This window comes from Marivita hallyeonensis (genome assembly GCF_900129875.1).
In the GTDB taxonomy this organism is placed as follows: domain Bacteria; phylum Pseudomonadota; class Alphaproteobacteria; order Rhodobacterales; family Rhodobacteraceae; genus Marivita; species Marivita hallyeonensis.
Map to the genome: position 1 here is coordinate 74,193 of NZ_FQXC01000004.1, position 20,827 is coordinate 95,019.

Sequence of the window (20,827 nt, forward strand, 5' to 3'; positions counted from 1 at the left end):
CCCGATAAACCTGTTTCAACGTTGGACCCATGGAACCCGCATCTACCGCGGCAGACGCCGCTTTCTGGATCACTGCCTCCGCCATCGTCGGATTGCTGGTCCTTTCGGCCTTTTTCTCCGGATCGGAAACCGCGCTGACCGCAGCCTCGCGCGGCAAGCTGCGCACGATGTCCGACAAGGGATCAATGGGCGCCGAACGCGCCCTGACGATCACCGAAGACAATGAGCGCCTTATCGGATCAGTGCTGCTGGGCAACAACCTGGTCAATATTCTGGCGACGTCTCTGGCAACCGCCCTCTTCACCCGGTTGTTCGGCGAAAGCGGCGTTGCCTTGGCGACGCTGGTCATGACCCTGCTTGTTCTGATCTTTGCCGAGGTGCTGCCCAAAACCTATGCCATCACCAATCCCGAAACCGCGGCAAGCCGTGTGTCGCCGGTCATTGCGCTTGTCATCACCGTCTTTTCACCGATCGTCGGTGCCGTTCGCATGTTGGTGCGCGGCGTGTTGCGCATCTTTGGGGTCAAGACGGATCCCGACAGCCACATCCTGGCCGTGCGCGAAGAAATCGCGGGCGCGCTGCAACTCGGACACTCCGAGGGCGTGGTCGAGAAAGAGGACCGCGATCGCATCCTCGGCGCGCTGGACCTGAGCGAACGCACGGTTGAGGAAATCATGCTCCATCGCTCGGGCATCGAAATGATCGACGCCGACAACGATCCGCAGGACATCCTCCGGCAGTGCCTCGAATCCAACCACACCCGCCTGCCCGTCTTCCGCGGCGACCCCGAGAACATCATCGGTGTGGTCCACGCCAAGGACCTGTTCCGCGCCATGTACACGTTCATGCAGGAAAGCGATCGTCCGGCGGACGCGATGAACGAATTCAAATTCGCCGACGTGGCAATGAAGCCGTACTTCATCCCCGAAAGCACGTCACTCGATGACCAGATGCGCCAGTTCCTCCGCCGCCGCACCCACTTCGCACTCGTCGTAGACGAATACGGCGCATTGCAGGGGTTGATCACGCTCGAAGATATCCTCGAAGAGATCGTTGGCGAGATCACGGACGAATTCGACCCCGACGGCGACCACCCGATCAAACGCGGGGACGACGGCAATTTCTGGATCGACGGGTCCATGACAATCCGCGATCTCAATCGCGCACTTGAGTGGAACCTGCCGGATGAAGAGGCCAACACAGTCGCAGGCCTCGTGATCCACGAGGCGCAGATGATCCCCACCATCGGCCAGTGCTTCAGCTTCCACGGGTTCCGCTTCGAGGTCACCGCCCGCGACAACAACCGCATCACCGCGCTGAAGATCCGCCCGCTCGCGCCCGAGTAAGTCAGGCCCCGTTTCCGTCACCGGAAACGCCGCGGCCCGCGCGCGCGGGCCGTCCTCTGCGCCCGGCAGAGGGCCCGTGTCCGTGACGGACACGTCTCCCCGGCTGCGCCGGGGATCAACACTGCGCGGCAGTGTCACGTTTCCAGTGATGGAAACTCACGCGCGCAGGCGCGCGCCGTCCGGGTCAAACGGCGGACGGTCGAGAATGGTCGCGCGGTGCGGGCGGCCGAGGATCATCACCTCCACGGCATCCCCGGGGGCGGCGTCCTTGACGTAGCCAAGCGCAAGCGACTGCCGGACATGGTACCCGTAGCCTCCTGATGTGACCCGGCCAATGCCGACGCCATCCTTGAAGATCGGTTCTCCTCCGGTCGCATCGGCGTTCGATGCGCTCACATCTGCATCGTCCAGCGCAAGCAGAACCATCCGCTCCCGCGGTGACGTGTTCATGGTCTCAACCGCTGCGCCCTTGTTAAGGAAGTCCGTGTCGAGTTTGCACAGGCGATCAAGCCCGCACTCCTGAGGCCAGTATTCCGGGCTGTATTCCCGCCCCCAGGATCCGTAGCCCTTCTCCAGCCGCAAGCTCATCAACGCGCGGCTGCCGACCGGGACGGCCCCGACCTCCCGGCCCGCCTCGAGCAGCGCGCCATACAGCGCCACCTGATCCTCGGCGCGGCAATGCAGTTCCCATCCCAGATCGCCTGTGAAGGACACCCGAAGCGCCATCACCGCGACCCCGGCCACCTCCATCGTCCGGGACCGCATGAACGGAAAACTGTCTGTGTCCAGCGATGTGTTGGTCAGCCGCTGCAAAAGCGCGCGGGCTTGCGGACCCGCAACATTGAAGCCGCACCAGGAGTCAGTCAGGCTTTCAAAAGCTGTCCCCTCGGGCAAAGGCACCTGATCGTAAAAGCGCGTCTGATAGCGCTCAGCCACGCCGGAACTGATGATCCAGAACTCATCTTCGGCCAAGCGCGTCACCGTCGCGTCTCCCGCAATGCCGCCTCGTTTGCCGATCAGCGGCGTCAGACAGGATCGGCCAATCTCGCGCGGCATCCGGTTCGCGAACACCGCATTCAGCCAGTCCTCCGCCCCGGGCCCGGACACCCGGTATTTGGCGAAGTTCGAAATGTCGATGATCCCCGCCGCCTCCCGCAAAGTGCGCGCCTCGTGTCCCACCACGTCCCACCAGGGCTGACGTGTGAACCCCGCGCTGTCGGGCACGTCCTTCGAGAAGTAAAGCGGGTGCTCCCACCCGTAGTTCAGCCCGAACACAGCGCCCATGTCGCGCTGCATCTGATAGACCGGGCGTGTGCGCACCGGGCGCCCCGCCGCGCGTTCCTCGTTCGGGAAATGGATCTTGAACCGATGGGCGTATTGATCACCGACCCGCGCCTTGGTGAACTTGGCATCCGCCCAGTCACCGAACCGCGCCACGTCCCACGCGAACATATCGTACTGCATCTCGCCTTCGATGATCCACTGCGCCACCATCAGCCCCATACCACCCGATTGGCTGAATCCCGGTATGATCCCGTTGCAGCAGAAATAGCCCGGCTTCCCGGGCACCGGACCCAAAAGAACGTTCGAATCCGGCGACCAGATCATCGGGCCGTTGATGACGCGCTTGATCCCGGCCTCACCAACCGCAGGCACGCGGGCGATCGCGCGCATCATGTTGTCCTCGATCCGCTCCAGATCATCGGCGAACAGCTCATGCCCAAAGCCTTGCGGCGTTCCGTCCTCCGCCCAGAAGCGCACGTCTTTCTCATATGCCCCGACCAGCAGGCCCTTGCCCTCTTGCCGCAGGTAGTACTCGCCGTCGCGATCCGCGACCGAGGGCAAACGACGCTCCATCGCGGCGATCTCGGCAATGGGTTCGGTCACGAAGTATTGGTGCTCGGTCGGCAAGAGCGGCAGCGTGATCCCGGCCAGAGCCGCCACCTCGCGCCCCCAAAGGCCGGCGGCGTTCACCACCCAATCCGTACGAATATCGCCCTTTGGCGTACGGACGACCCAGGTTCCGTCCGGCTGCGCCTCGGTCGCCGTCACGGGCGTGAAGCGATGGATCTCGGCCCCCCGCTGCCGCGCACCTGCCGCGTAGGCCGCCGTGACGCCGGACGGGTCGACGTTGCCGCCATCGGGTTCGTACATGATGCAGCGGATGCCGTCGAAATCGACGAGCGGATGCAGCCGCTCTGCTTCGTCCCGCGAGACTTCGTGGAAGTTCATTCCGTAAAGCCGCGCCTTAGCCTCTTGCAGGCGTAACTGGTGTTCCCGCGCTTCGGTCTGCGCCAGATACAGTGACCCCGGCTGGAACACACCGCAGGATTGTCCGGTCTCGGCTTCAAGCTCTTTGTAGAGGGTCATCGTGTAATGCTGCAGGCGGCTGATATTGGTGCTATCGTGCAGCCCGTGGATGTTCGCCGCCGCGTGCCATGTGCTGCCGCTGGTCAGCTCGTCGCGTTCCAACAGGACAACATCGGTCCAGCCCAATTTTACCAGATGGTACAAAATCGAGCAGCCGATAACGCCGCCCCCGATGACAACGGCCTGGGCGTGGGTTTTCATGGCGCATTTCTCCTGCCGAACGTGCCTCCACCCTTTTCCGACAATCGCAGAGAGGGTTGCCAAGAGCCGACACACAGTGTCGTTTTCGGGCAGGCAGGCCCGACACCGGGATGGACATGGTCGGGCAAACGCGAACAGGATCGGACGGTATGAAAACGCAAGCACGTGTGGTGGTCATAGGCGGCGGGGTCGTCGGGGTGTCAGTGCTCTACCACCTGACGAAACTCGGCTGGTCCGATGCGATGTTGGTCGAGCGGTCGGAACTGACCTCCGGCAGCACATGGCACGCGGCAGGCGGGTTTCATACGCTCAACGGCGATACCAACATGGCCGCGCTGCAGGGCTATACGATCCGTCTCTACAAGGAGCTTGAAGAGATCACCGGCATGTCCTGCGGATTGCACCACGTGGGCGGCATCACGCTCGCAGACAATCGCGACCGGTTCGACATGCTGCTCGCTGAACGGGCGAAGCATCGGTATATGGGGCTGGACACGCAGATCGTCGGACCGGAAGAGATCGCCAAGATCGCGCCGATCACCAACACCGATGGCATCCTTGGTGCACTCTACGACCCACTCGACGGCCATCTCGACCCGTCCGGGACCACCCACGCCTATGCCAAAGCGGCGCGTATGGGTGGGGCAACGATCGAAACCCATGTCATGGTGCAGGAAACCAACCAGCGCGCGGATGGCACTTGGGACGTGGTCACCGACAAGGGCACGATCCACGCGGAACACGTGGTCAACGCGGGCGGCCTTTGGGCGCGCGAGGTGGGCGCGATGGCGGGCGTCTACCTGCCGCTGCACCCGATGGAACATCAGTACATCGTCACCGATGAGATCGCAGATATCTACGAGCGTAGCGAAGAACACCCGCATGTGATGGACCCGGCAGGCGAAAGCTATCTCCGCCAGGAAGGGCGCGGCCTGTGCATCGGGTTCTATGAACAGCCCTGCCGCCCGTGGGCGGTCGATGGCACACCGTGGAGCTTTGGCCACGAACTCCTGCCCGACGACTTTGACAAGATCGAAGACAGCATCGCCTTCGCCTACCAGCGCTTCCCAGTCCTTGAGACCGCGGGCGTCAAATCGGTGATCCACGGGCCATTCACCTTCGCCCCCGATGGCAACCCGCTCGTTGGCCTCGTCCCCGGACTGCGCAACTACTGGTCCGCATGCGGCGTGATGGCAGGCTTCAGCCAGGGCGGCGGTGTCGGCCTGATGCTCGCGCAGTGGATGGTCGAGGGCGAATGCGAGCGGGACGTCAGCGCGATGGACGTCGCGCGGTTCGGCGACTGGATCAGCCCGGGCTACACGCTGCCGAAGGTGATCGAAAACTACCAGAAACGCTTTTCCGTCAGCTATCCCAATGAAGAACTCCCCGCTGCGCGACCCAACCGCACGACCCCGATGTACGACATTTTCGACCAGATGGGCGCGGTCTGGGGCGCGCAATTTGGGCTTGAGGTGGTGAACTACTTCGCCAACGACGGCGAAGACCGCTACGAGACCCCCAGTTTCCGCCGATCCAATGCCTTCGACGCCACCGCGCGCGAGGTGAAGGCCGTCCGGGAAGCCGTTGGAATCAATGAGATTCACAACTTCGGAAAGTACGAGGTCACCGGCCCGAATGCCCGCGACTGGCTTGACCGCATCATGGCAGGCCGCGTGCCGAAACCGGGCCGCCTGTCGCTGACCCCGATGCTGTCCCATAAGGGCAAACTGATCGGCGATTTCACCATCTCCTGCCTGTCGGACACGCATTTCCACCTGACCGCCAGCTACGGCGCGCAAGCTTATCACATGCGCTGGTTCGAACAGCACGCGCAGGACGGCGTGACCGTGCGCAATGTGTCGGACACGCTGACCGGATTTCAGATCGCCGGACCGAACGCCCGAAAGGTGCTGGACGCCGTGACCCGCGATGCGACCGACCTGCGGTTCATGGACGTGCGCGCGATGACCATCGGCACGACGCCCTGCCTCGTGCAGCGGGTCAGCTACACGGGCGGCTTGGGGTACGAGATCTATTGCGAACCCGTGGCGCAGCGTCAGCTCTGGCACACGCTATGGAGCTCCGGTCAGGACCACGGCATGCGCCCCTTCGGAATGCGGGCGATGATGTCGCTGCGCCTCGACAAGTTCTTCGGGTCTTGGCTGTCGGAGTTCTCACCCGACTATACCCCGGCCGAAACTGGCATGGATCGTTTCATCGCGTTCAAGAAAAACACCGACTTCATCGGGCGCGCCGCGGCAGAGGCCGAGAGGTCCAATTCGCCCGAACGAACCCTTGTTGCCTTCGAGGTCGATGCGCAGGACGCCGATGTGCAGGGCTATGAACCCGTCTGGGTCGACGGTGAGGTGCGCGGCTTTTGCACCTCGGGCGGGTACTCGCACCACGCGGGCAAGTCTATCGCTCTGGCCCTGATCCCGCGCGACCATGCTCAGGATGGAACCAAAGCGAAAATCGAAATTCTGGGCCAAATGTGCGACGCAACGCTCATCACCACCCCGCTTTACGATGCGGACGGGGCGCAGATGCGCGGCTAGACTGCGGCCATGACCGAAGTTGCCATCCTGATTCCCGCCGCAGGTGCCAGCCGCCGCATGCGCGGCACCGACAAATTGTTGGAAAGGGTCGACGGTCAGCCGCTTTTGCGTCTTGTGGCGGAACAGGCTTGCACCGTGGCAGCCCCGGTGATCGTCACGCTGGCAGAGGACGCTGACACGCGGGCGAAAGCGCTCGATGGGCTGTCCGTGCGGATCGTGCTCGTCAAGGACGCGGCAGAAGGCATGTCGGCGTCTCTGCGTGCCGCCGCGCGGGCGGTACCCGACACGACCGATGGCCTGCTCATCCGGCCAGCCGATATGCCGGACCTCACAGCCGACGACTTGCGCCATGTCATCAGTGCCTTTGTCGAGGCGGGCGGCAAAGACATCGTGCAAGGCACGGGCGCGGACGGGACACCCGGCCACCCTGTGGTGTTCCCGATCAGCCTTGTGCGGGACTTCGACACGCTGTCAGGAGATGCCGGTGCGCGGTCGATCCTGAAGGCGCACCGGAACCGCGTTCGATACGTGCCACTCCCGCAGGACCACGCCCTCACCGACCTCGACACACCCGAAGATTGGGCCGCGTGGCGTGCGCGAAATCCGGGTCGCTAACCTGTAGATAAGTCTGCGGACAAAAAAAATGGAACAGCTCTCCCCAACTGTCCCACCTTTTCCGGTTGCTGCCACTTTCGGGCGCTGCCGTGTGAAATTGTCGCGCGCTCCCCAGCGCTGGACGGACATTACTCAAGTTTTGCTTCAAGGCAAGGCGAAAAGTGACAAAGGCGTGATGTACGGCTTGGCTCTGATCGGCCAAAGATGACCCTACGGCACCCGCCATTCACCCGCCCAGTTGTCAGACGCCTTGAAAACAGCGCGTCTGTGCGGATCGACGAGTTGCATCAGCTCGATCTGATCGATCTTGCATGTCAACACGGTGAACCAGTCTTCGGTCGCCAATTTGGTGTAGGCATCGGCGCGGGGGATCGGTGTTCCGGGCGTGGGTGAGGCCCCATACGCGATGCGAGACCCGTCCGGCACACGTGACCATTTGTGACGCACGTCCTCGCCAGAGCGGATGTCCACCGATGTGGACAACCTGATCTGTAGTTTCGGCTTTACGTCCCAAATATGAAGCTGGGCAAACGGATGCACCGCAAGCGATCGCACCTTGTCCGAGCCGCCATCGGTGTGCACCTCCGCGGTTCCGGCGACACGATCCGCACCGCGCAGAACGACGGTGCGTGCTTCGGGATACCCGTCCGGCGAGACGGTTGCAAAGGTCGGATGCCGGGCGGCGGCACGCTTGTCTGCGACGCCGCGCGACAGGCGCTGCCAGCCAAGGTCGAGGAAGTCGGACAAGGCTTTGGTGTCACTCATAACCGGTCATCTCCAGATACCCTTTGCCCGAATGACTGCCCTCGACGGTCACCGGCCCTTCCCAATACGGGATCGAAACGCCCATCCAGGCATTCGGGTTCAGTGCCTTCACTGTGACGTCCACGTCTCGCTCGGGTAATTGCACCGCCCAACGGGTCGGAATGTCCCGACCCGCGACACGGGTGATGTCCAACGGCTGCGCGCGGAATGCCCCGTTCGGAAAGGCGGTCGTGGTTCCGTCGGGCGCGATCCAGGTGGCCGAGGAGAATGACGTGCCATCGGTCTCGCGCAGGAGGAATCCCATCAATTTGTCGCCGCTGTCAAAGGACAATGAGAACCAATCCCAACCCGATTGGGTGTCCGCCAGAGGTTGCGACGACCATTCCCGGTCAAGCCAGGCGGAACCGGTCACCGCGACCTCACCGCCCGGTAAAGTCAGAGAGCCCGACACACGGAAATAGGGCTGCGAGTAGTAGTAGCTCGCCTGCCCCTGATCCGATTTCACAGAATACCCGGCATCGCCATGAAAGACCAAAGGCCCTTCGGCCAGCAAGTTGAGGTCATAAGCGAACTCGGCTCCGCGTGCGGTCAGCCGCATGTCGTCAAAGGACGGGCCTGCCATACGCCAGTCGTCGATCCACGCATTGAACGGCTGCACGGTGACCCCCGCCTGCCCTATCCCGCCCCGCGCGATGCGTTCGGCGACGTAGTGGGCGTCCTCCGTTGTGAGCGCGGCATGCGCGAACCAGACCTGCGGGTCCCCCCAGCCATCGGCGGTTTCGGGGGCAAGCGCGGAGCGGAAAAGCGTCCATTGTACGCCGTAGGGCGTTCCATCCTCCGCTTCGAGGTTCGCGGTCAGGTACCACCATTCGATCCGAAAATCGGGATGCGGTCCGTGATCCTGCGGGAAGTCGAACCTATAGCCCGCACGCGGGACCGCGAAATCATCAGCCTCGGTACCCAGCCCGGCAAAACCCTGCGCCTGCGCCAATGCGGGCAGCAACAACAGGATCAGAAGAACCCTAGCGATCATTGGCAAAGACCTTGAGCAGACTGGACGGCGGCGTGCGCGACAACCGGAACGCCGGCCAGAGGGCCGCGACCGCAGCGGCTACGATGGCGAAGAGGCTCAGCACAGCGTAGTGGCCCGGGAACAGGTACATCGGCAATTGCCATCCGAATGCTTCAACATTCACATATGCAAGCAGCACCCAAGCAAGGAGCAATCCCAGCGGAATGGCCAGCAGCGTGGTCAGCAAAGCAAGGATGACAGACCGCAACAGCTCCAACCGACCCAGATCACGGCGCGTCATGCCCAACGCCCAGACCGGCGCCAGTTGCGGAACGCGCAAAGAGGCGAGTGTGAGCAGGCTCATCAGAATGGCAAAGGCGGCGACACCAAGCGTGAGCACGTTCAATGCGCCAGTGATGGTGAAGGTGCGCTCGAACACGCTGAGGGAAAACGCCTTGATGCGCGCCTGATCGATGACCGCGGCCGGTGGCAGACCCAAGTCGTCCAGCAAGATGCGCGTCAGCGCCTCCGGGTCCTCGGTCCGTACGCCGAATTGCGTGGCGATCTGGTCTGGATAGATCGAGCGGAACAGCGTTTCCGACATCACCGCCTGCCCCAAGGGATTTCCATAGTCGGCAACAATGCCCGCGATCGGCAACGTGACATCCGGTGCCACACGCACCGGATCGCCGACCCATAGTCCCGCACGCCGCGCCAGTTGCTCACTCACCACAACCGCATCTTCGTCCGCAACCTGTGACCAGACATCACCAGACCGGTCGAGAAAAAGCCAATTCTCGCGGTAGGTTGGCCCGACACGCACTCCGAAGAGGTCGGACGGCACGCCGGCAATCTCGGTTTCGACAGACAGCAGCGGCAGCACTTCCCGCGCCTCGTTGCGCAGCACGGTCTCAACTTCGGCACTCCGCGCCTCATCCTCGATCTGAACGAAAAGCTCGGGCGCCAACCGTTGGTCAAGGAAGTCGACAAAAGTCACACGAAAGCTCGACACCATGGTCGACACGCCGACATTTGCCGCCGTCGCCAGAAGCAGCGCCATCAGCGCAAGGCTCAGCCCCGGCACTTGCTGCCGTGTGTCAGCCCAAAACCATTGCCAGATGACAGTCGTCGAGAGGCGTTCTGCCAGTCCCACTGCGCTGCGCAGCATGAGCGGAAGGATCAAGGCCGCCCCGATCAGAACACAAGCCAGCAAGGCAAAACTGAGCAGCAGCCCCTGCCCCCAGATCGCAATCCCGGCACCAAGACCGAAAAGACCAAGCGCCACTGCGCCCAACCGCGTGGCACCTGACCCGGACGCAACGGACCATGCGCGCGGTCGTGCGCTTTCGAGGATGCTCATATGCGCGATCTTCCAAAGCGCTCCCGCCGCGGCAATCGCGGTTCCGCCAAGGGCAATGGCCATGCCGGACACCCACCATTCCGGACGCAGTTGCAACGTTCCGGCGACCTGTGCGCCGTAAAGGCCCTGCACAGTCGCCGCGACATTCGGCAAAAGCACGGACGCCATCACGTAGCCCAAGGCCACCCCAACCGCGCCCGCCAGCACCGCAAAGACCACCAGCTCGGCGATCGTCAGGACAACGAGCGTCCGCAAAGGCACACCAAGCGCGCGCAATGTCCGCACCATCCCGCGGCGTTGCTCGAACGCCAATGAAATCGTGCCATGGACGATGAAAATCCCGACGGCAAAGCTCAGAAGCCCGAAAGCGGTCAGGTTGAGGTGAAAGCTGTCGGTCAGCCGGTTGGCACCCGCGTCTTGCGCGGGCTGTCTCGTCAGATCGGGCGCAACGGCGCTAAGCGGCGGTAGGCCCATGGGCTGAACGCGGGCAAGCGTCAGACGGCTCAGTTGTCCGTCTGCCTCTAACAGCCTTTGCGCCGCGCCGATATCGGTCACAGCGATGCCCGGCGCGATGCCCTCGTCAATCAGGATGCGCTGCGGGATTTGGCCCTCCAGACGATCCGCCGTTTCGGCATTGGCGAAGACCAGCTCTCCTTCCAGGAACGCACCAAGGTCTGCGTCCGCGTTCATCGCCACCGGCGCCATCGTGCCCGGTGCGGTCAGCGGGTCGATCCCTAAAACGCGCACCCGTCCGCGATCCGCATCCAATCGCCCTTCAAGGATCGGCGACACCTGCCACCCTGCCCGCCTCAACGCGACATACGTATCTTGCGGAACCGTGCCACCCGCACGCGGGACCAGTTGATCGAACTGCCCTTCGCCCAGAGTTGCCGCTGCCGCGTCATAGCTCGCGCGGGCCTCTGCATTGATCGCCTGCACGCCCGACCACAACGCGGTCGCAAGCGCCAGCCCGGCGATCAGCGCGAAGAACTGCAGCCAATTCCGACGCCAGTGGGACAGGAGCGCTGTGAAAACGGTCAACGTCACGCAAGGCGACCCTGGCTCAGGTGTACGTGGCGGCTCATCCGGTCCGCGACGGCCTGCGAATGCGTCACAACCATCAACGCGGCCCCCGTTTCGGTCACCAGCGCAAGCATCTGGTCCAGCACCTCTGCCGCCGTGGCTTCGTCAAGATTGCCTGTCGGCTCATCCGCCAAAACAAGGCGTGGACGGGCGGCCAGCGTCCGTGCAATGGCGACACGTTGCTGTTGACCGCCGGAAATCGCTTCGGGGTATTTCTCGAGATGCGGCGTCAGACCCAGCGCCTTTGCCAGTGCCGCGACCTGCGTCGGATCGTGGCGCCCGGAGAGCCGCGCCTGGAACGCAATGTTCGCGGCCACGGTCAGGGATGGGATAAGGTTGAACTGCTGAAACACCACGCCGACCTCGGACCGCCGCAACGCGGCGCGCGCCGTATCGTCCATCTCTGTGATGTCCTGACCGTTCACGCGGATCACGCCGCTGTCGACCACGTCCAGCCCGCCAACAAGATGCAGAAGCGTGCTTTTTCCCGACCCGGATTCACCGGTGAGTGCCAGTGTTTCGCCGGCCTGCATCTGCAGGTCGACACCGCGCAGCACCGGTGTCGCTCCGTCCGCCCCGGCGAACGATTTGGTCACATTCTCAACGCTCAATACCATGGGGGTCAGGTATCACGCCTGACCGTCAGGGAAAGCCCCACCACGGAAAAACCCGTTGGGCGCTTTGCCGTCCGCATCCAAGATGCTACCTCGCTCAACATGAGTGTGTTCATTCTGACCCCCGACACGGTGCTGAACCCCAAGGCGTTGGAAACCGGTTCGGTTCCCCGAAAAGTCCTGCATCGCATCGCTTTCCTGCCGCGCGGTGGCGGGCTTGGCCTGATTGCGCGGGTCATCATGGAAAACGAGCCGCTGCGCTATTTCATTGCGCTGTCGCCCTTCGTCATCGCCATGTTCATCTGGCGCGACCTCGCGCTACCGATTTCGCAAGCGCCCGTCGCCATGATCATCGTGATCGGCTTTTTCGAGATGAAGGTCCTGCGCATGTCGCCCGAGAAGCGCGCAAAGCTGATGTCTGAAGACGACGCCGACCGTGTGCTGGACATGTTCCGCTACCGCGCGCGTCAGGTATTAAGCAAGATCGCGGCGCACCGGCAGCAGCGCTCTGGCGAATTGATGCTGGTCGTCGAGCAAAGCGAGCTGGCGCATGTCACACCGCTGACTCTTGTCTCTTTGCAGACGTCGAATGGCAAGCCGCGGATTTTGGAACTGGACGGGATCGAACAAACCCTTTTGAAATCAGACCTGTTCGACGACGCCTTCACAGTGCGTGACCTGCACCGCGCCAATCTGCGCGAGGACGTGTTTCTGCGGAGCGAGCGCTTTGACACTCGTGGCGTGTCGGGCCACGCGCGCCTTGCCGCGATCCTGGATCGCCCGTCGTCTCAGGAAGCCCCGGCATGAGCGTAAACGCCGCCACCCTGTCAGCTGGCGACGCGCTTGAGGTGCTGTCAGCCGCCTGGGACGCACAGGTCACCGGTGGTCTGACGACGTCCTGGATGCTGCACGGGCGACCCGGCGTCGGCAAGACCCAGCTCGTCCAGACCCTCGCCCAGCAACGCGACGCAGAACTGTACGATATCCGCCTCACGACCATCGAACCGCAGGACCTGCGCGGCCTTCCCTACTACGATCACGAGACCAAGAAGACGCTCTGGTACCGTCCCGAGGACTTGCCGGACGCCCCGGACCGGCCTGCGGTCCTGTTTCTGGACGAACTGACCGCCGCTTCTCCGTATCTCCAACCCACCGTCTACGGTCTCTTGCAGGAGCGCCGCGTCGGACGGCATCGCCTGCCGGACAGTGTTTTCATCGTCGCGGCCGGCAATACGGTGGAAGACGGCGCGATTGCCTACGAGATGGGAACGGCCCTGTCTGATCGACTGGTGCACCTGCATGTCAAAGCCAGCGCGAAAGACTGGCTGGAACGGTATGCCGTGGATCAACGCCTGCATCCGGCCGTGACAGCCTTCCTGCGCGCGCGTCCCGATTTGCTCGACACCACCGAGGACACCCTGCGGCGGGGCGACATGATTGCCTGCACCCCGCGATCGTGGGAACGCGTCAGCCAGATCATGCACGCCATCCCGGATCGGCGCATGCGCGACGCCATGGTCGCCGGTACGATCGGTATCGCCCCTGCGGCGGATTTCGCCCGCGTGGCGGATGAACTGGACAGCATGGTCACCGTCGCCGACCTGCTGCAGACCCCACGCAGCAAAAGACCGGAATTGTACCCGACATCGATGAATGGCCTTGTCGGCCTGATCTACGGGCTTGTCGCCCAGACCGACGCAGAGACCATCAAGGGCACCATCGAAGTGATGGCCGACATCCGCAGTCTGAAAAGCGATGCCGTATCCGCCCTGCCCCTCGCCGAACTGACCAGCTTTGGGTTCGAGCTTCTGATCCGCAAGGCGCTGGCCAACGGGCTGGAGGATGGCTTCCGCGGATCGGACGCCTACGCCCAGTACGCGGCCGAACGGGCAAAAGCCGAGGCCGGTTGAGCATGCGCCCGAGCCACAGTCGCCGAGCCCAAACCGCGCTGTCACACATGGCCGAGGTCGACCCGGCCGTGGCGGCTTTGGCCCTTTGGTGCGCGCATCGCGACCATGATGACCCAACCTGCACCCAGGGGGATACGATCCTCTACGGTCCCGAGTTCGAGGCGCTGTCTGTTCCCGAACAAATCGGCCTTGCCGCCCATCATGTGCTGCACGTCGCCCTGCGCCATAGCGCGCGGCAGACCGAAATGGCTTCGCGGCTCGGACGGAAATTCAAACCGCTGCTCTACAACCTCGCGAGCGATGCCATCGTGAACGAGGCGCTTCTCAACGGAAACCACGCCCTGCCACGCCCTGCAGTACGCGCCAAGGAGCTCATTGAATTGCTGCCCGGTCTGGACACCGTGGCTCCGGACATCCTTGGGGATTGGGACACCGATCGCCTTTACCACGCATTGGCGCGTCCGCGAGACGGGGATCCCTCCGAAACAAACCCGGCCATCGAGGATTATCTGCTCAAACGCCGGTTTGCGCCGGACCTGACCGCGGAAGGTACGTACGAGAGCCAAAGCGACGTCTGGTCGTCCCGCGTGGACCAGGCGCTCGACATGGGTCGATCTGGCGGGATAGGCATTGGCGTATCGCTTGCGCGGTTCGCGGACCTCCCACAGTCGCGAACACCGTGGGAACTGCGTTTGCGGCGCTTGCTGCTGAAGGCAGCGAGCGATGTGCCGCGCGTGTCACATCGGCGGCCCTCGTCCCGGTGGATCGCCAGCGATGCGCAGGCGCGACAGAGCGGCACTCGGACGCCCGCTTTTGAACCCGGAATGACGCGCGACATCCGTCGCCCGCGCCTTGCCATCGCCCTCGACACATCAAGCTCCGTCACCGATAGGCAGCTTGACCTCTTCGCCAGCGAAGCGGTCGGGATCCAGCGGCGGACCACTGCGGAACTGCACCTTCTCGCGTTCGACACCGAAGTCCACACGCACCAGCGGTTCGACCACGCAGACGACCTGACCCGGATCGACATGCGGCGTGGTGGCGGCACATCTTTCGACCCCGTCATCGCGAAGGCCGGTCAACTCGACCCGTCCTTGCTGATCGTCCTGACCGACCTTGAAGCTCCGCTGGGACCGCAACCCGGCTTCCCGGTGATCTGGGCGGTGCCATCCGCCGTCACGCGCGCTCCATCATTTGGGACGGTTCTGAGTATGCAGCACTAGCCGCGATGTGTCGGCGCGCCGACATCGCGCAGATTGCAAAAACTTCAGAGATCGCGCACGATCGAGATCCAAACACATTATTGCGTGACGGGCCTCAATCGGCTCAAGACGGAGAAGATTTCCATGCCTTCATTCACAAAACTCGCCCTCGGTTTGATCGCCAGCGCTGCTCTGACCGCCTGCGTCGAAGATACTGGGGATGCGGCCCCTCCGGCGGCCACACCTGCAGCAAGCAGTTTCTCTACGCCGGAAGAACGGGCCTGCCTGCGCGATGTAGCGTCGACGACGGGCAACAGTGACGTCTACGTCGTCTCGTCGGAATTCAGCCAGGCCGGCACGAATGTGACGATTGGCGTTGGATCGACAGGTCGTTGGAGCTGTACCGCGTTCTCTGACGGGACAACCGCGAATATCATGTCCACAACGGGTGAAGGGTTCCTCTAGCCTTAGAGGGCGCTCGACCACGCGCCCTCACAAAATTTTCTAGAGAGCCCCCAGAATCTTCGTACGAAGATTCTGCAGCGCGACCAGTAAATTTTGAATGGACGCACGTCGTGTTTCACACGCCGTGCGGCCCAATCGTCAAAGAAAGAAAACCGTGGTGCCCAAGGTGAGACTCGAACTCACACGCCCGTGAAGGCGGGGGATTTTGAATCCCCTGCGTCTACCATTCCGCCACTTGGGCCACGTCCGTTTCCTATCCAAGCTGCCACACCTCGTCCAGCGCAAAAACGCAGGACGCGCCGTGGGCTTGACCACCTCGGAAGCGCGTGGTCTTAGCCATCTCAACACGCGCGGAGCGATCATGATACGACGCCTATACGACTGGACCATGTCCCTCGCGGATCACCCAAAGGCCCTTTGGGTCCTGGCTTGCGTGGCGTTCATCGAAAGCTCTGTCTTTCCCATTCCGCCCGACGTCCTGATGATCCCCATGATCCTCGCCCGGCCGTCGCGGGCCTGGCTGATCGCTCTGGTGGCGACCGTGTCCTCCGTCCTCGGCGGCCTTCTGGGCTACGGGATCGGCTTCTTTTTCTACGAAGCCATCGGAGAGCCGATTCTGAGTGCGCTTGGCAAAGCAGACGCCATGGCCGAATTCAATGACCGCTTCAATGGAGTGGGTTTTTGGGCGGTCCTGATCGCGGGGATCACCCCCTTTCCCTACAAGGTCATCACGATCATGTCGGGCTGGACCGCGATGCCGCTCGCGACATTTGTCGTCACCTCGATCATCGCCCGGGCGTTCCGGTTCTTCATCGTCGCCAGCCTGCTTCGGGCCTTCGGGGCTCCGGTCCGACAATTCATCGAAAAGCAGTTGGGCCTTGTTTTCACGCTCTTCGTGCTGTTGTTGATTGGCGGGTTCTACGTCGTGAGGTTCCTGTGACGCTCAATCGGAAATCACTGATGCTGATTGCCGCCGGTGGATCATTGGCGTTGATGCTTGGCGCTTTTGCCTTTCAGTATCTTGGCGGTCTTCCGCCGTGCAAATTATGCATCTGGCAACGCTATCCGCATGTGATCGCCATCGGCATCGGCCTCATCGCGCTGCGCTTTGGCAATGCCCTACTGGCCTGGCTCGGTGCTCTTGCCGCATTCGCGACCGCCGCGATTGGCGGGTATCACACCGGCGTCGAACGCGGCTGGTGGGAGGGTCCCACCACATGCTCTGCCGGTCCCATTGGTGGGCTTTCGACGGATGAGCTTTTCGACCAGATCATGAATGCCCCGCTCGTGCGCTGCGACGAGGTGCCGTGGGAATTGTTCAGCCTGTCCATGGCAAGCTGGAACATGATCGTATCGCTGGGTCTCATGGCACTCTGGATCGCCGCAGCGCGCAAGTCCGCCTAGGTCCGCTTTCGCGTGGACAGCAGCAGAGACGTTTCCGACTGCGTGACGCCGTCGAACTTCCGGATCTCGAACAGAACGGCGTCAAGCGCTTCGAGCGTCTCCGTCCCCAGTTCTGCGATGATATCCCATCTGCCATTGGTCGAGTGCACGGCGCGCACCTGTGGCAATCCCGAAAGCTGCCGGATGATGCGGTCGGTCCCGCGGCCCTCGATGCCGATCATCATCAGGGCCCGCACCGGGTCTTGCGCCACGTCCTCTTTCAGGACCACGGTGTAACCGACGATATCGCCAGTCTCGCGCAACCGGTCCAACCGCGCACGTATCGTCGCGCGGGACATATGCAACATCGTTGCGAGGTCAGAGACCGACGCACGTCCATTGTGGCGAAGGGCCGAGATCAACTGTCGATCTGTTTTGTCCATAGTGACCAATCTCTATTCTCATTTCGACAAGTTGTATCTCATTTTGCGCACTCTGACCACTTCTCTGCTTCCCGCATTGCAACATATGAGCGTGTGAAACAGAGAACGGACTGAACCATGGATTCGAAAAGCATCGTCCTCGTCGGCGCACCGATGGATTGCGGAAAGGCGCGCAAAGGCTGTCTCATGGGGCCGGACGCCTATCGCACGGCTGGCATCGCACGCGCTTTGACGGATCTCGGGCATCACGTGACCGATGCCGGGGACGTGACCCCCGATGCCAACGACATCCCGGATCGGGATGGCCTGATAAACTTGGGCGAAACCATCGGCTGGACCACAGCGCTGATGCGCGCGGCCGAGAGCGCGATGGCGACGGGTCTGCCCATCTTCATGGGTGGGGACCATGCCTTGTCCCTCGGCACCGTTCCGGGCGTGGCGGCACACGCGGCCAAATCCGGTCAGCCGCAGTTCGTGCTTTGGCTGGACGCCCATAGCGATTTCAACACTCTGGAGACCACGGCCTCCGGCAACCTGCACGGCACACCCCTGGCTTACGCCACGGGTCAAAGAGGGTTCGAAGGGTTCCCCGACCTGCCCGTCACAGTGCCCGCCAGCCAGACCTGCATCATCGGACTGCGCTCCGTCGATCTGCCCGAGCGCGCCTTGATGGAACAAACAGATGTGCGCGGCTACGACATGCGCGCGATGGACGAACATGGTGTGGCGGCACTTTTGGTGCCCTTCCTCGACGACGTGGCCAAGGCCGGTGGCGCGCTGCATGTCTCGCTTGACGTCGACTTCATCGACCCGACGCACGCGCCTGCGGTCGGCACCACGGTTCCCGGCGGCGCCACGGTGCGCGAGGCGCATCTTGTCATGGAACTGCTCTGCGACAGCGGTCTGATGACCTCGCTCGATCTGGTGGAGTTGAACCCGATGCTCGACGAACGCGGGCGCACGGCACATCTGATGGTCGATCTCGCGGCATCTGCCCTTGGTCGACGGATCTTCGACCGCCCCACCCCCCGAATGATGTGAGGTCCACGATGCAACCGTCAGACAAGGCGCTCGTCCCGTTCGTGTCGGTCGACCACATGATGCAGCTTATCCATCGCGTTGGTCTGCCCGAGATGATCCGCCGGATCGCGGATGCCATCGAGGACGACTTCCGCCGCTGGGAAAGCTTCGACAAGACGCCCCGCGTCGCCGCGCACAGCCCTGTTGGCGTGATCGAACTCATGCCCACCGCAAATGACACGCAATACGCATTCAAATACGTGAACGGTCACCCGAAGAATACGGCTGAGGGTTTGCAAACGGTCACCGCGTTTGGGCTGCTGGCCGATGTGGACACGGGCTATCCGGTGCTCTTGTCCGAGATGACGATGCTCACCGCTCTGCGCACGGCTGCGATGTCGGCGCTGGTCGCGAAACACCTCGCGCCAAAGGGGGCCGACACGATGGCGATGATCGGCAACGGCGCGCAGGCGGAGTTTCAGAGCATCGCCATGCAGACCATCTGCGGGATCACCACGGTGCGTCTCTACGACAACGACCCGGACGCGACGCGAAAATGTGCAACCAACCTCACCGGAACCGGTTTGACGGTGGTGCCCTGCGCCACCGCGGAAGACGCCATCGAAGGTGCACAGATCCTGACGACCTGCACCGCGGACAAGCAATACGCAACGATCCTGACCGACAACATGGTCGGCAGCGGCGTCCACATCAACGCCATCGGAGGCGACTGCCCCGGCAAGACGGAACTGGCCGAGGCCATCCTGCACCGGTCATCGATCTTTGTGGAATACCCGCCGCAGACGCGGGTCGAGGGGGAAATCCAGCAGTTGGACCCGGATCACCCGGTGACGGAATTGTGGACGGTCTTCAGCGGTGCGCATCCCGGACGCCGCGATGCGCGTGAGATCACGCTTTTCGACAGCGTGGGTTTCGCCATCGAGGACTTCTCGGCCCTGCGCGTGGTTCATGCGCTGACGGTGGAAACCGGTCTCAACCTGCCGTTGGACTTGCTGGCAGACCCGGACAATCCGCGCGACCTCTACGGTATGTTGATGCGGGCGGGATAGCGGAAGGGCTATCGAAAACCCTTCTCTAATCGGTATCGAAACGGCGTCGGAAAGCGCCGTCTATGGCGCTTTACACTTATAGATAATCCGACCGCTGCAACCCGTATTTCGCCATCTTCTCGTTCAAGGTCCGGCGTGGCAGGCAAAGCTCCTCCATCACCGACGCAATCGACCCGCGATGGCGGCGCATCGTGTTGTCGATCAACATGCGTTCAAACGCCTCGACATATTCCTTGAGCGGCTTGCCCTCGGTCGTCATCACCGGCTGCATCTCGTCATGGTCGGACATCAGCAGCGACGCGATGGTCCCTGTGCCACGGCGCGACTGCAGCACCGCGCGTTCGGCCAAGTTGATGAGCTGACGCACATTTCCCGGCCACGGGGCCTGCAGAAGCTGGGCTGCCTCCTGCGCACTGACCTGCGGCGCGTCGCAGCCGTATTCGTCCGCGAACTGGTCCGCGAGAGCCGTAAAGAGCGTCAGGATATCCTCCCCGCGATTGCGCAAAGGCGGAGCGGTGATCTTGAGCGCCGCAAGGCGGTAGTATAGGTCCGGCCGAAGCGCGTCCTCGCAGGTGCGGCCTTCGTCCTGAAGGTTGCAGATAGCCACGATCCGCGTCTCGGGCGGGGTGCCCTGATCGTTGATCATCGTCAGCAGGCGCGCCTGCGCGGCATCCGACAGCGCTTCGATATCTTCCAGGACGAGCGTGCCGCCCCGTGCCTCTTCCACGGCAGGAAGGCGCACATCGTCCGGCTGCATCGGCCCGAAAAGACGGCGGATCAGCGTGTCCTCGTCCATCGCGGCGCAGGAGATCAGAACGAATTTCTTGCCCGCGCGGCTGCCCACGGCATGAAGCGCATGGGCGACCAGCGTTTTACCCGTTCCGGTTTCCCCGTCGATCAGGACATGCCCGTCCGCCTGCCCCAGATCGAGGATGTCTTCGCGCAACCGCTCCATCGCGGGGCTGGCCCCGATGAGCTTGCGCATCATCTGGTTGCCGTCGCCCAGTTCTCGCCGCAGCGCCCGGTTATCGAGCGTCAAACGACGCGCATTGGTGGCTTTCTTGGCAAGGTCCGACATGCGGTCCGGGTTGAACGGTTTCTCCAGAAAGTCGAACGCCCCGATCCGCATCGCCTCAACCGCAATCGGCACGTCGCCGTGGCCGGTAATCATGATCACCGGCAGCGCACTGTCCGACCCCATGAGTTTGCGCAGAAGCTGGATGCCATCCATGCCCGGCATCTTGATATCGGAAATCACGATGCCCGGATAATCCGGTCCCAGCGTGCCCAACGCCTCTTCGGCGCTCGAGAACGTCTCGGTGTCATAGCCTGACAAGGCCAGCCACTGGCTGATGGACTGGCGCATGTCCTTTTCGTCGTCGACAATCGCAATCTTCATGGCTTTTCCCATGG

19 protein-coding genes and 1 tRNA gene are annotated in these 20,827 nt (G+C 62.8%); 12 read left to right on the forward strand and 8 right to left on the reverse strand.

Translation table 11 applies throughout. The features are described 5' to 3' along the window. The first annotated feature begins 29 nt into the window (after positions 1 to 29). Positions 30 to 1,346, forward strand: coding sequence for an HlyC/CorC family transporter (locus BUA42_RS13205; RefSeq protein WP_072778569.1), 1,317 nt, complete (start codon positions 30 to 32; stop codon positions 1,344 to 1,346). Positions 1,347 to 1,502: 156 nt separating this feature from the next. Here BUA42_RS13205 and BUA42_RS13210 read toward each other — a convergent pair whose 3' ends face one another. Continuing rightward, complete coding sequence (locus BUA42_RS13210; protein ID WP_072778571.1) at positions 1,503 to 3,917, reverse strand: GcvT family protein; 2,415 nt, start codon at positions 3,915 to 3,917, stop codon at positions 1,503 to 1,505. 149 nt (positions 3,918 to 4,066) lie between these two features. Between BUA42_RS13210 and BUA42_RS13215 the strand changes: the two genes are divergently transcribed. Genes BUA42_RS13215 through BUA42_RS21190 form a run of 3 tightly spaced genes read left to right on the forward strand, consistent with a single transcriptional unit; the run spans position 4,067 to position 7,295 of the window. Next, positions 4,067 to 6,472, forward strand: a complete 2,406-nt coding sequence (locus BUA42_RS13215; protein ID WP_072779316.1) for a GcvT family protein — start codon at positions 4,067 to 4,069, stop codon at positions 6,470 to 6,472. Positions 6,473 to 6,481: 9 nt separating this feature from the next. After that, positions 6,482 to 7,087 (forward strand): nucleotidyltransferase family protein, encoded by a 606-nt coding sequence (locus BUA42_RS13220; RefSeq protein WP_072778573.1) that lies wholly within the window; start codon positions 6,482 to 6,484, stop codon positions 7,085 to 7,087. Positions 7,088 to 7,115: 28 nt separating this feature from the next. Next, positions 7,116 to 7,295: a hypothetical protein gene (locus BUA42_RS21190; protein WP_072778575.1), complete on the forward strand. Its 180-nt coding sequence runs from the start codon at positions 7,116 to 7,118 to the stop codon at positions 7,293 to 7,295. 2 nt (positions 7,296 to 7,297) lie between these two features. On the opposite strand, the gene BUA42_RS13230 is transcribed toward BUA42_RS21190, so the two are convergent. From BUA42_RS13230 to BUA42_RS13245, 4 genes are read right to left on the reverse strand one after another with little or no spacing between them, the layout of a single operon-like run. Continuing rightward, on the reverse strand, positions 7,298 to 7,852 hold the full coding sequence (locus BUA42_RS13230) for a pyridoxamine 5'-phosphate oxidase family protein (RefSeq protein ID WP_072778577.1): 555 nt from the start codon (positions 7,850 to 7,852) through the stop codon (positions 7,298 to 7,300). Continuing rightward, entirely contained in the window at positions 7,845 to 8,885 is a 1,041-nt protein-coding gene (locus BUA42_RS13235; protein ID WP_072778579.1) for a lipocalin-like domain-containing protein, read from the reverse strand. The genes BUA42_RS13230 and BUA42_RS13235 overlap by 8 nt, the downstream gene beginning before the upstream one ends. Then, positions 8,875 to 11,271, reverse strand: a complete 2,397-nt coding sequence (locus BUA42_RS13240) for an FtsX-like permease family protein (protein WP_072778581.1) — start codon at positions 11,269 to 11,271, stop codon at positions 8,875 to 8,877. Before BUA42_RS13240 ends, BUA42_RS13235 begins: the two co-directional genes overlap by 11 nt. Then, positions 11,268 to 11,924: an ABC transporter ATP-binding protein gene (locus tag BUA42_RS13245; protein ID WP_072778583.1), complete on the reverse strand. Its 657-nt coding sequence runs from the start codon at positions 11,922 to 11,924 to the stop codon at positions 11,268 to 11,270. The genes BUA42_RS13240 and BUA42_RS13245 overlap by 4 nt, the downstream gene beginning before the upstream one ends. 99 nt (positions 11,925 to 12,023) lie before the next feature. Between BUA42_RS13245 and BUA42_RS13250 the strand changes: the two genes are divergently transcribed. The 4 genes from BUA42_RS13250 (at position 12,024) to BUA42_RS13265 (ending at position 15,498) form a co-directional block, all read left to right on the forward strand. After that, positions 12,024 to 12,728, forward strand: coding sequence for a hypothetical protein (locus BUA42_RS13250; RefSeq protein WP_084066227.1), 705 nt, complete (start codon positions 12,024 to 12,026; stop codon positions 12,726 to 12,728). Beyond that, entirely contained in the window at positions 12,725 to 13,831 is a 1,107-nt protein-coding gene (locus BUA42_RS13255; protein WP_072778585.1) for an AAA family ATPase, read from the forward strand. The genes BUA42_RS13250 and BUA42_RS13255 overlap by 4 nt, the downstream gene beginning before the upstream one ends. Before the next feature lie 2 nt (positions 13,832 to 13,833). Further along, positions 13,834 to 15,054: a vWA domain-containing protein gene (locus tag BUA42_RS13260; RefSeq protein ID WP_072778587.1), complete on the forward strand. Its 1,221-nt coding sequence runs from the start codon at positions 13,834 to 13,836 to the stop codon at positions 15,052 to 15,054. A gap of 123 nt (positions 15,055 to 15,177) precedes the next feature. Continuing rightward, positions 15,178 to 15,498, forward strand: a complete 321-nt coding sequence (locus BUA42_RS13265) for a hypothetical protein (protein ID WP_072779318.1) — start codon at positions 15,178 to 15,180, stop codon at positions 15,496 to 15,498. Between the two features lie 155 nt (positions 15,499 to 15,653). On the opposite strand, the gene BUA42_RS13270 is transcribed toward BUA42_RS13265, so the two are convergent. Further along, positions 15,654 to 15,739, reverse strand: a tRNA-Leu gene (locus tag BUA42_RS13270). Positions 15,740 to 15,859: 120 nt separating this feature from the next. On the opposite strand from BUA42_RS13270, the gene BUA42_RS13275 reads away from it, so the two are divergent. Both BUA42_RS13275 and BUA42_RS13280 read left to right on the forward strand, forming a co-directional pair. Beyond that, complete coding sequence (locus BUA42_RS13275) at positions 15,860 to 16,438, forward strand: YqaA family protein (protein WP_072779319.1); 579 nt, start codon at positions 15,860 to 15,862, stop codon at positions 16,436 to 16,438. A gap of 20 nt (positions 16,439 to 16,458) precedes the next feature. Continuing rightward, complete coding sequence (locus BUA42_RS13280; protein ID WP_084066228.1) at positions 16,459 to 16,902, forward strand: disulfide bond formation protein B; 444 nt, start codon at positions 16,459 to 16,461, stop codon at positions 16,900 to 16,902. Here BUA42_RS13280 and BUA42_RS13285 read toward each other — a convergent pair. Continuing rightward, positions 16,899 to 17,324: an Lrp/AsnC family transcriptional regulator gene (locus tag BUA42_RS13285; RefSeq protein ID WP_072778590.1), complete on the reverse strand. Its 426-nt coding sequence runs from the start codon at positions 17,322 to 17,324 to the stop codon at positions 16,899 to 16,901. The genes BUA42_RS13280 and BUA42_RS13285 overlap by 4 nt on opposite strands. 117 nt (positions 17,325 to 17,441) lie before the next feature. Between BUA42_RS13285 and rocF the strand changes: the two genes are divergently transcribed. Beyond that, positions 17,442 to 18,365, forward strand: coding sequence for an arginase (rocF, locus tag BUA42_RS13290; protein ID WP_072778591.1), 924 nt, complete (start codon positions 17,442 to 17,444; stop codon positions 18,363 to 18,365). Between the two features lie 8 nt (positions 18,366 to 18,373). Continuing rightward, positions 18,374 to 19,414: an ornithine cyclodeaminase gene (locus BUA42_RS13295; protein ID WP_072778592.1), complete on the forward strand. Its 1,041-nt coding sequence runs from the start codon at positions 18,374 to 18,376 to the stop codon at positions 19,412 to 19,414. Positions 19,415 to 19,490: 76 nt separating this feature from the next. Here BUA42_RS13295 and BUA42_RS13300 read toward each other — a convergent pair whose 3' ends face one another. After that, positions 19,491 to 20,825, reverse strand: coding sequence for a sigma-54-dependent transcriptional regulator (locus BUA42_RS13300; protein ID WP_072778593.1), 1,335 nt, complete (start codon positions 20,823 to 20,825; stop codon positions 19,491 to 19,493). Between the last annotated feature and the right edge of the window lie 2 nt (positions 20,826 to 20,827).

Excerpts from the sequence above, each read along its gene's own strand:
- BUA42_RS13205 (WP_072778569.1), top strand. The coding sequence starts at position 30 with ATGGAACCCGCATCTACCGCGGCAGACGCCGCTTTCTGGATCACTGCC.
- BUA42_RS13210 (WP_072778571.1), bottom strand. The coding sequence starts at position 3,917 with ATGAAAACCCACGCCCAGGCCGTTGTCATCGGGGGCGGCGTTATCGGC.
- BUA42_RS13215 (WP_072779316.1), top strand. The coding sequence starts at position 4,067 with ATGAAAACGCAAGCACGTGTGGTGGTCATAGGCGGCGGGGTCGTCGGG.
- BUA42_RS13220 (WP_072778573.1), top strand. The coding sequence starts at position 6,482 with ATGACCGAAGTTGCCATCCTGATTCCCGCCGCAGGTGCCAGCCGCCGC.
- BUA42_RS21190 (WP_072778575.1), top strand. The coding sequence starts at position 7,116 with ATGGAACAGCTCTCCCCAACTGTCCCACCTTTTCCGGTTGCTGCCACT.
- BUA42_RS13230 (WP_072778577.1), bottom strand. The coding sequence starts at position 7,852 with ATGAGTGACACCAAAGCCTTGTCCGACTTCCTCGACCTTGGCTGGCAG.
- BUA42_RS13235 (WP_072778579.1), bottom strand. The coding sequence starts at position 8,885 with ATGATCGCTAGGGTTCTTCTGATCCTGTTGTTGCTGCCCGCATTGGCG.
- BUA42_RS13245 (WP_072778583.1), bottom strand. The coding sequence starts at position 11,924 with ATGGTATTGAGCGTTGAGAATGTGACCAAATCGTTCGCCGGGGCGGAC.
- BUA42_RS13250 (WP_084066227.1), top strand. The coding sequence starts at position 12,024 with ATGAGTGTGTTCATTCTGACCCCCGACACGGTGCTGAACCCCAAGGCG.
- BUA42_RS13255 (WP_072778585.1), top strand. The coding sequence starts at position 12,725 with ATGAGCGTAAACGCCGCCACCCTGTCAGCTGGCGACGCGCTTGAGGTG.
- BUA42_RS13260 (WP_072778587.1), top strand. The coding sequence starts at position 13,834 with ATGCGCCCGAGCCACAGTCGCCGAGCCCAAACCGCGCTGTCACACATG.
- BUA42_RS13265 (WP_072779318.1), top strand. The coding sequence starts at position 15,178 with ATGCCTTCATTCACAAAACTCGCCCTCGGTTTGATCGCCAGCGCTGCT.
- BUA42_RS13275 (WP_072779319.1), top strand. The coding sequence starts at position 15,860 with ATGATACGACGCCTATACGACTGGACCATGTCCCTCGCGGATCACCCA.
- BUA42_RS13280 (WP_084066228.1), top strand. The coding sequence starts at position 16,459 with ATGCTGATTGCCGCCGGTGGATCATTGGCGTTGATGCTTGGCGCTTTT.
- BUA42_RS13285 (WP_072778590.1), bottom strand. The coding sequence starts at position 17,324 with ATGGACAAAACAGATCGACAGTTGATCTCGGCCCTTCGCCACAATGGA.
- rocF (WP_072778591.1), top strand. The coding sequence starts at position 17,442 with ATGGATTCGAAAAGCATCGTCCTCGTCGGCGCACCGATGGATTGCGGA.
- BUA42_RS13295 (WP_072778592.1), top strand. The coding sequence starts at position 18,374 with ATGCAACCGTCAGACAAGGCGCTCGTCCCGTTCGTGTCGGTCGACCAC.
- BUA42_RS13300 (WP_072778593.1), bottom strand. The coding sequence starts at position 20,825 with ATGGGAAAAGCCATGAAGATTGCGATTGTCGACGACGAAAAGGACATG.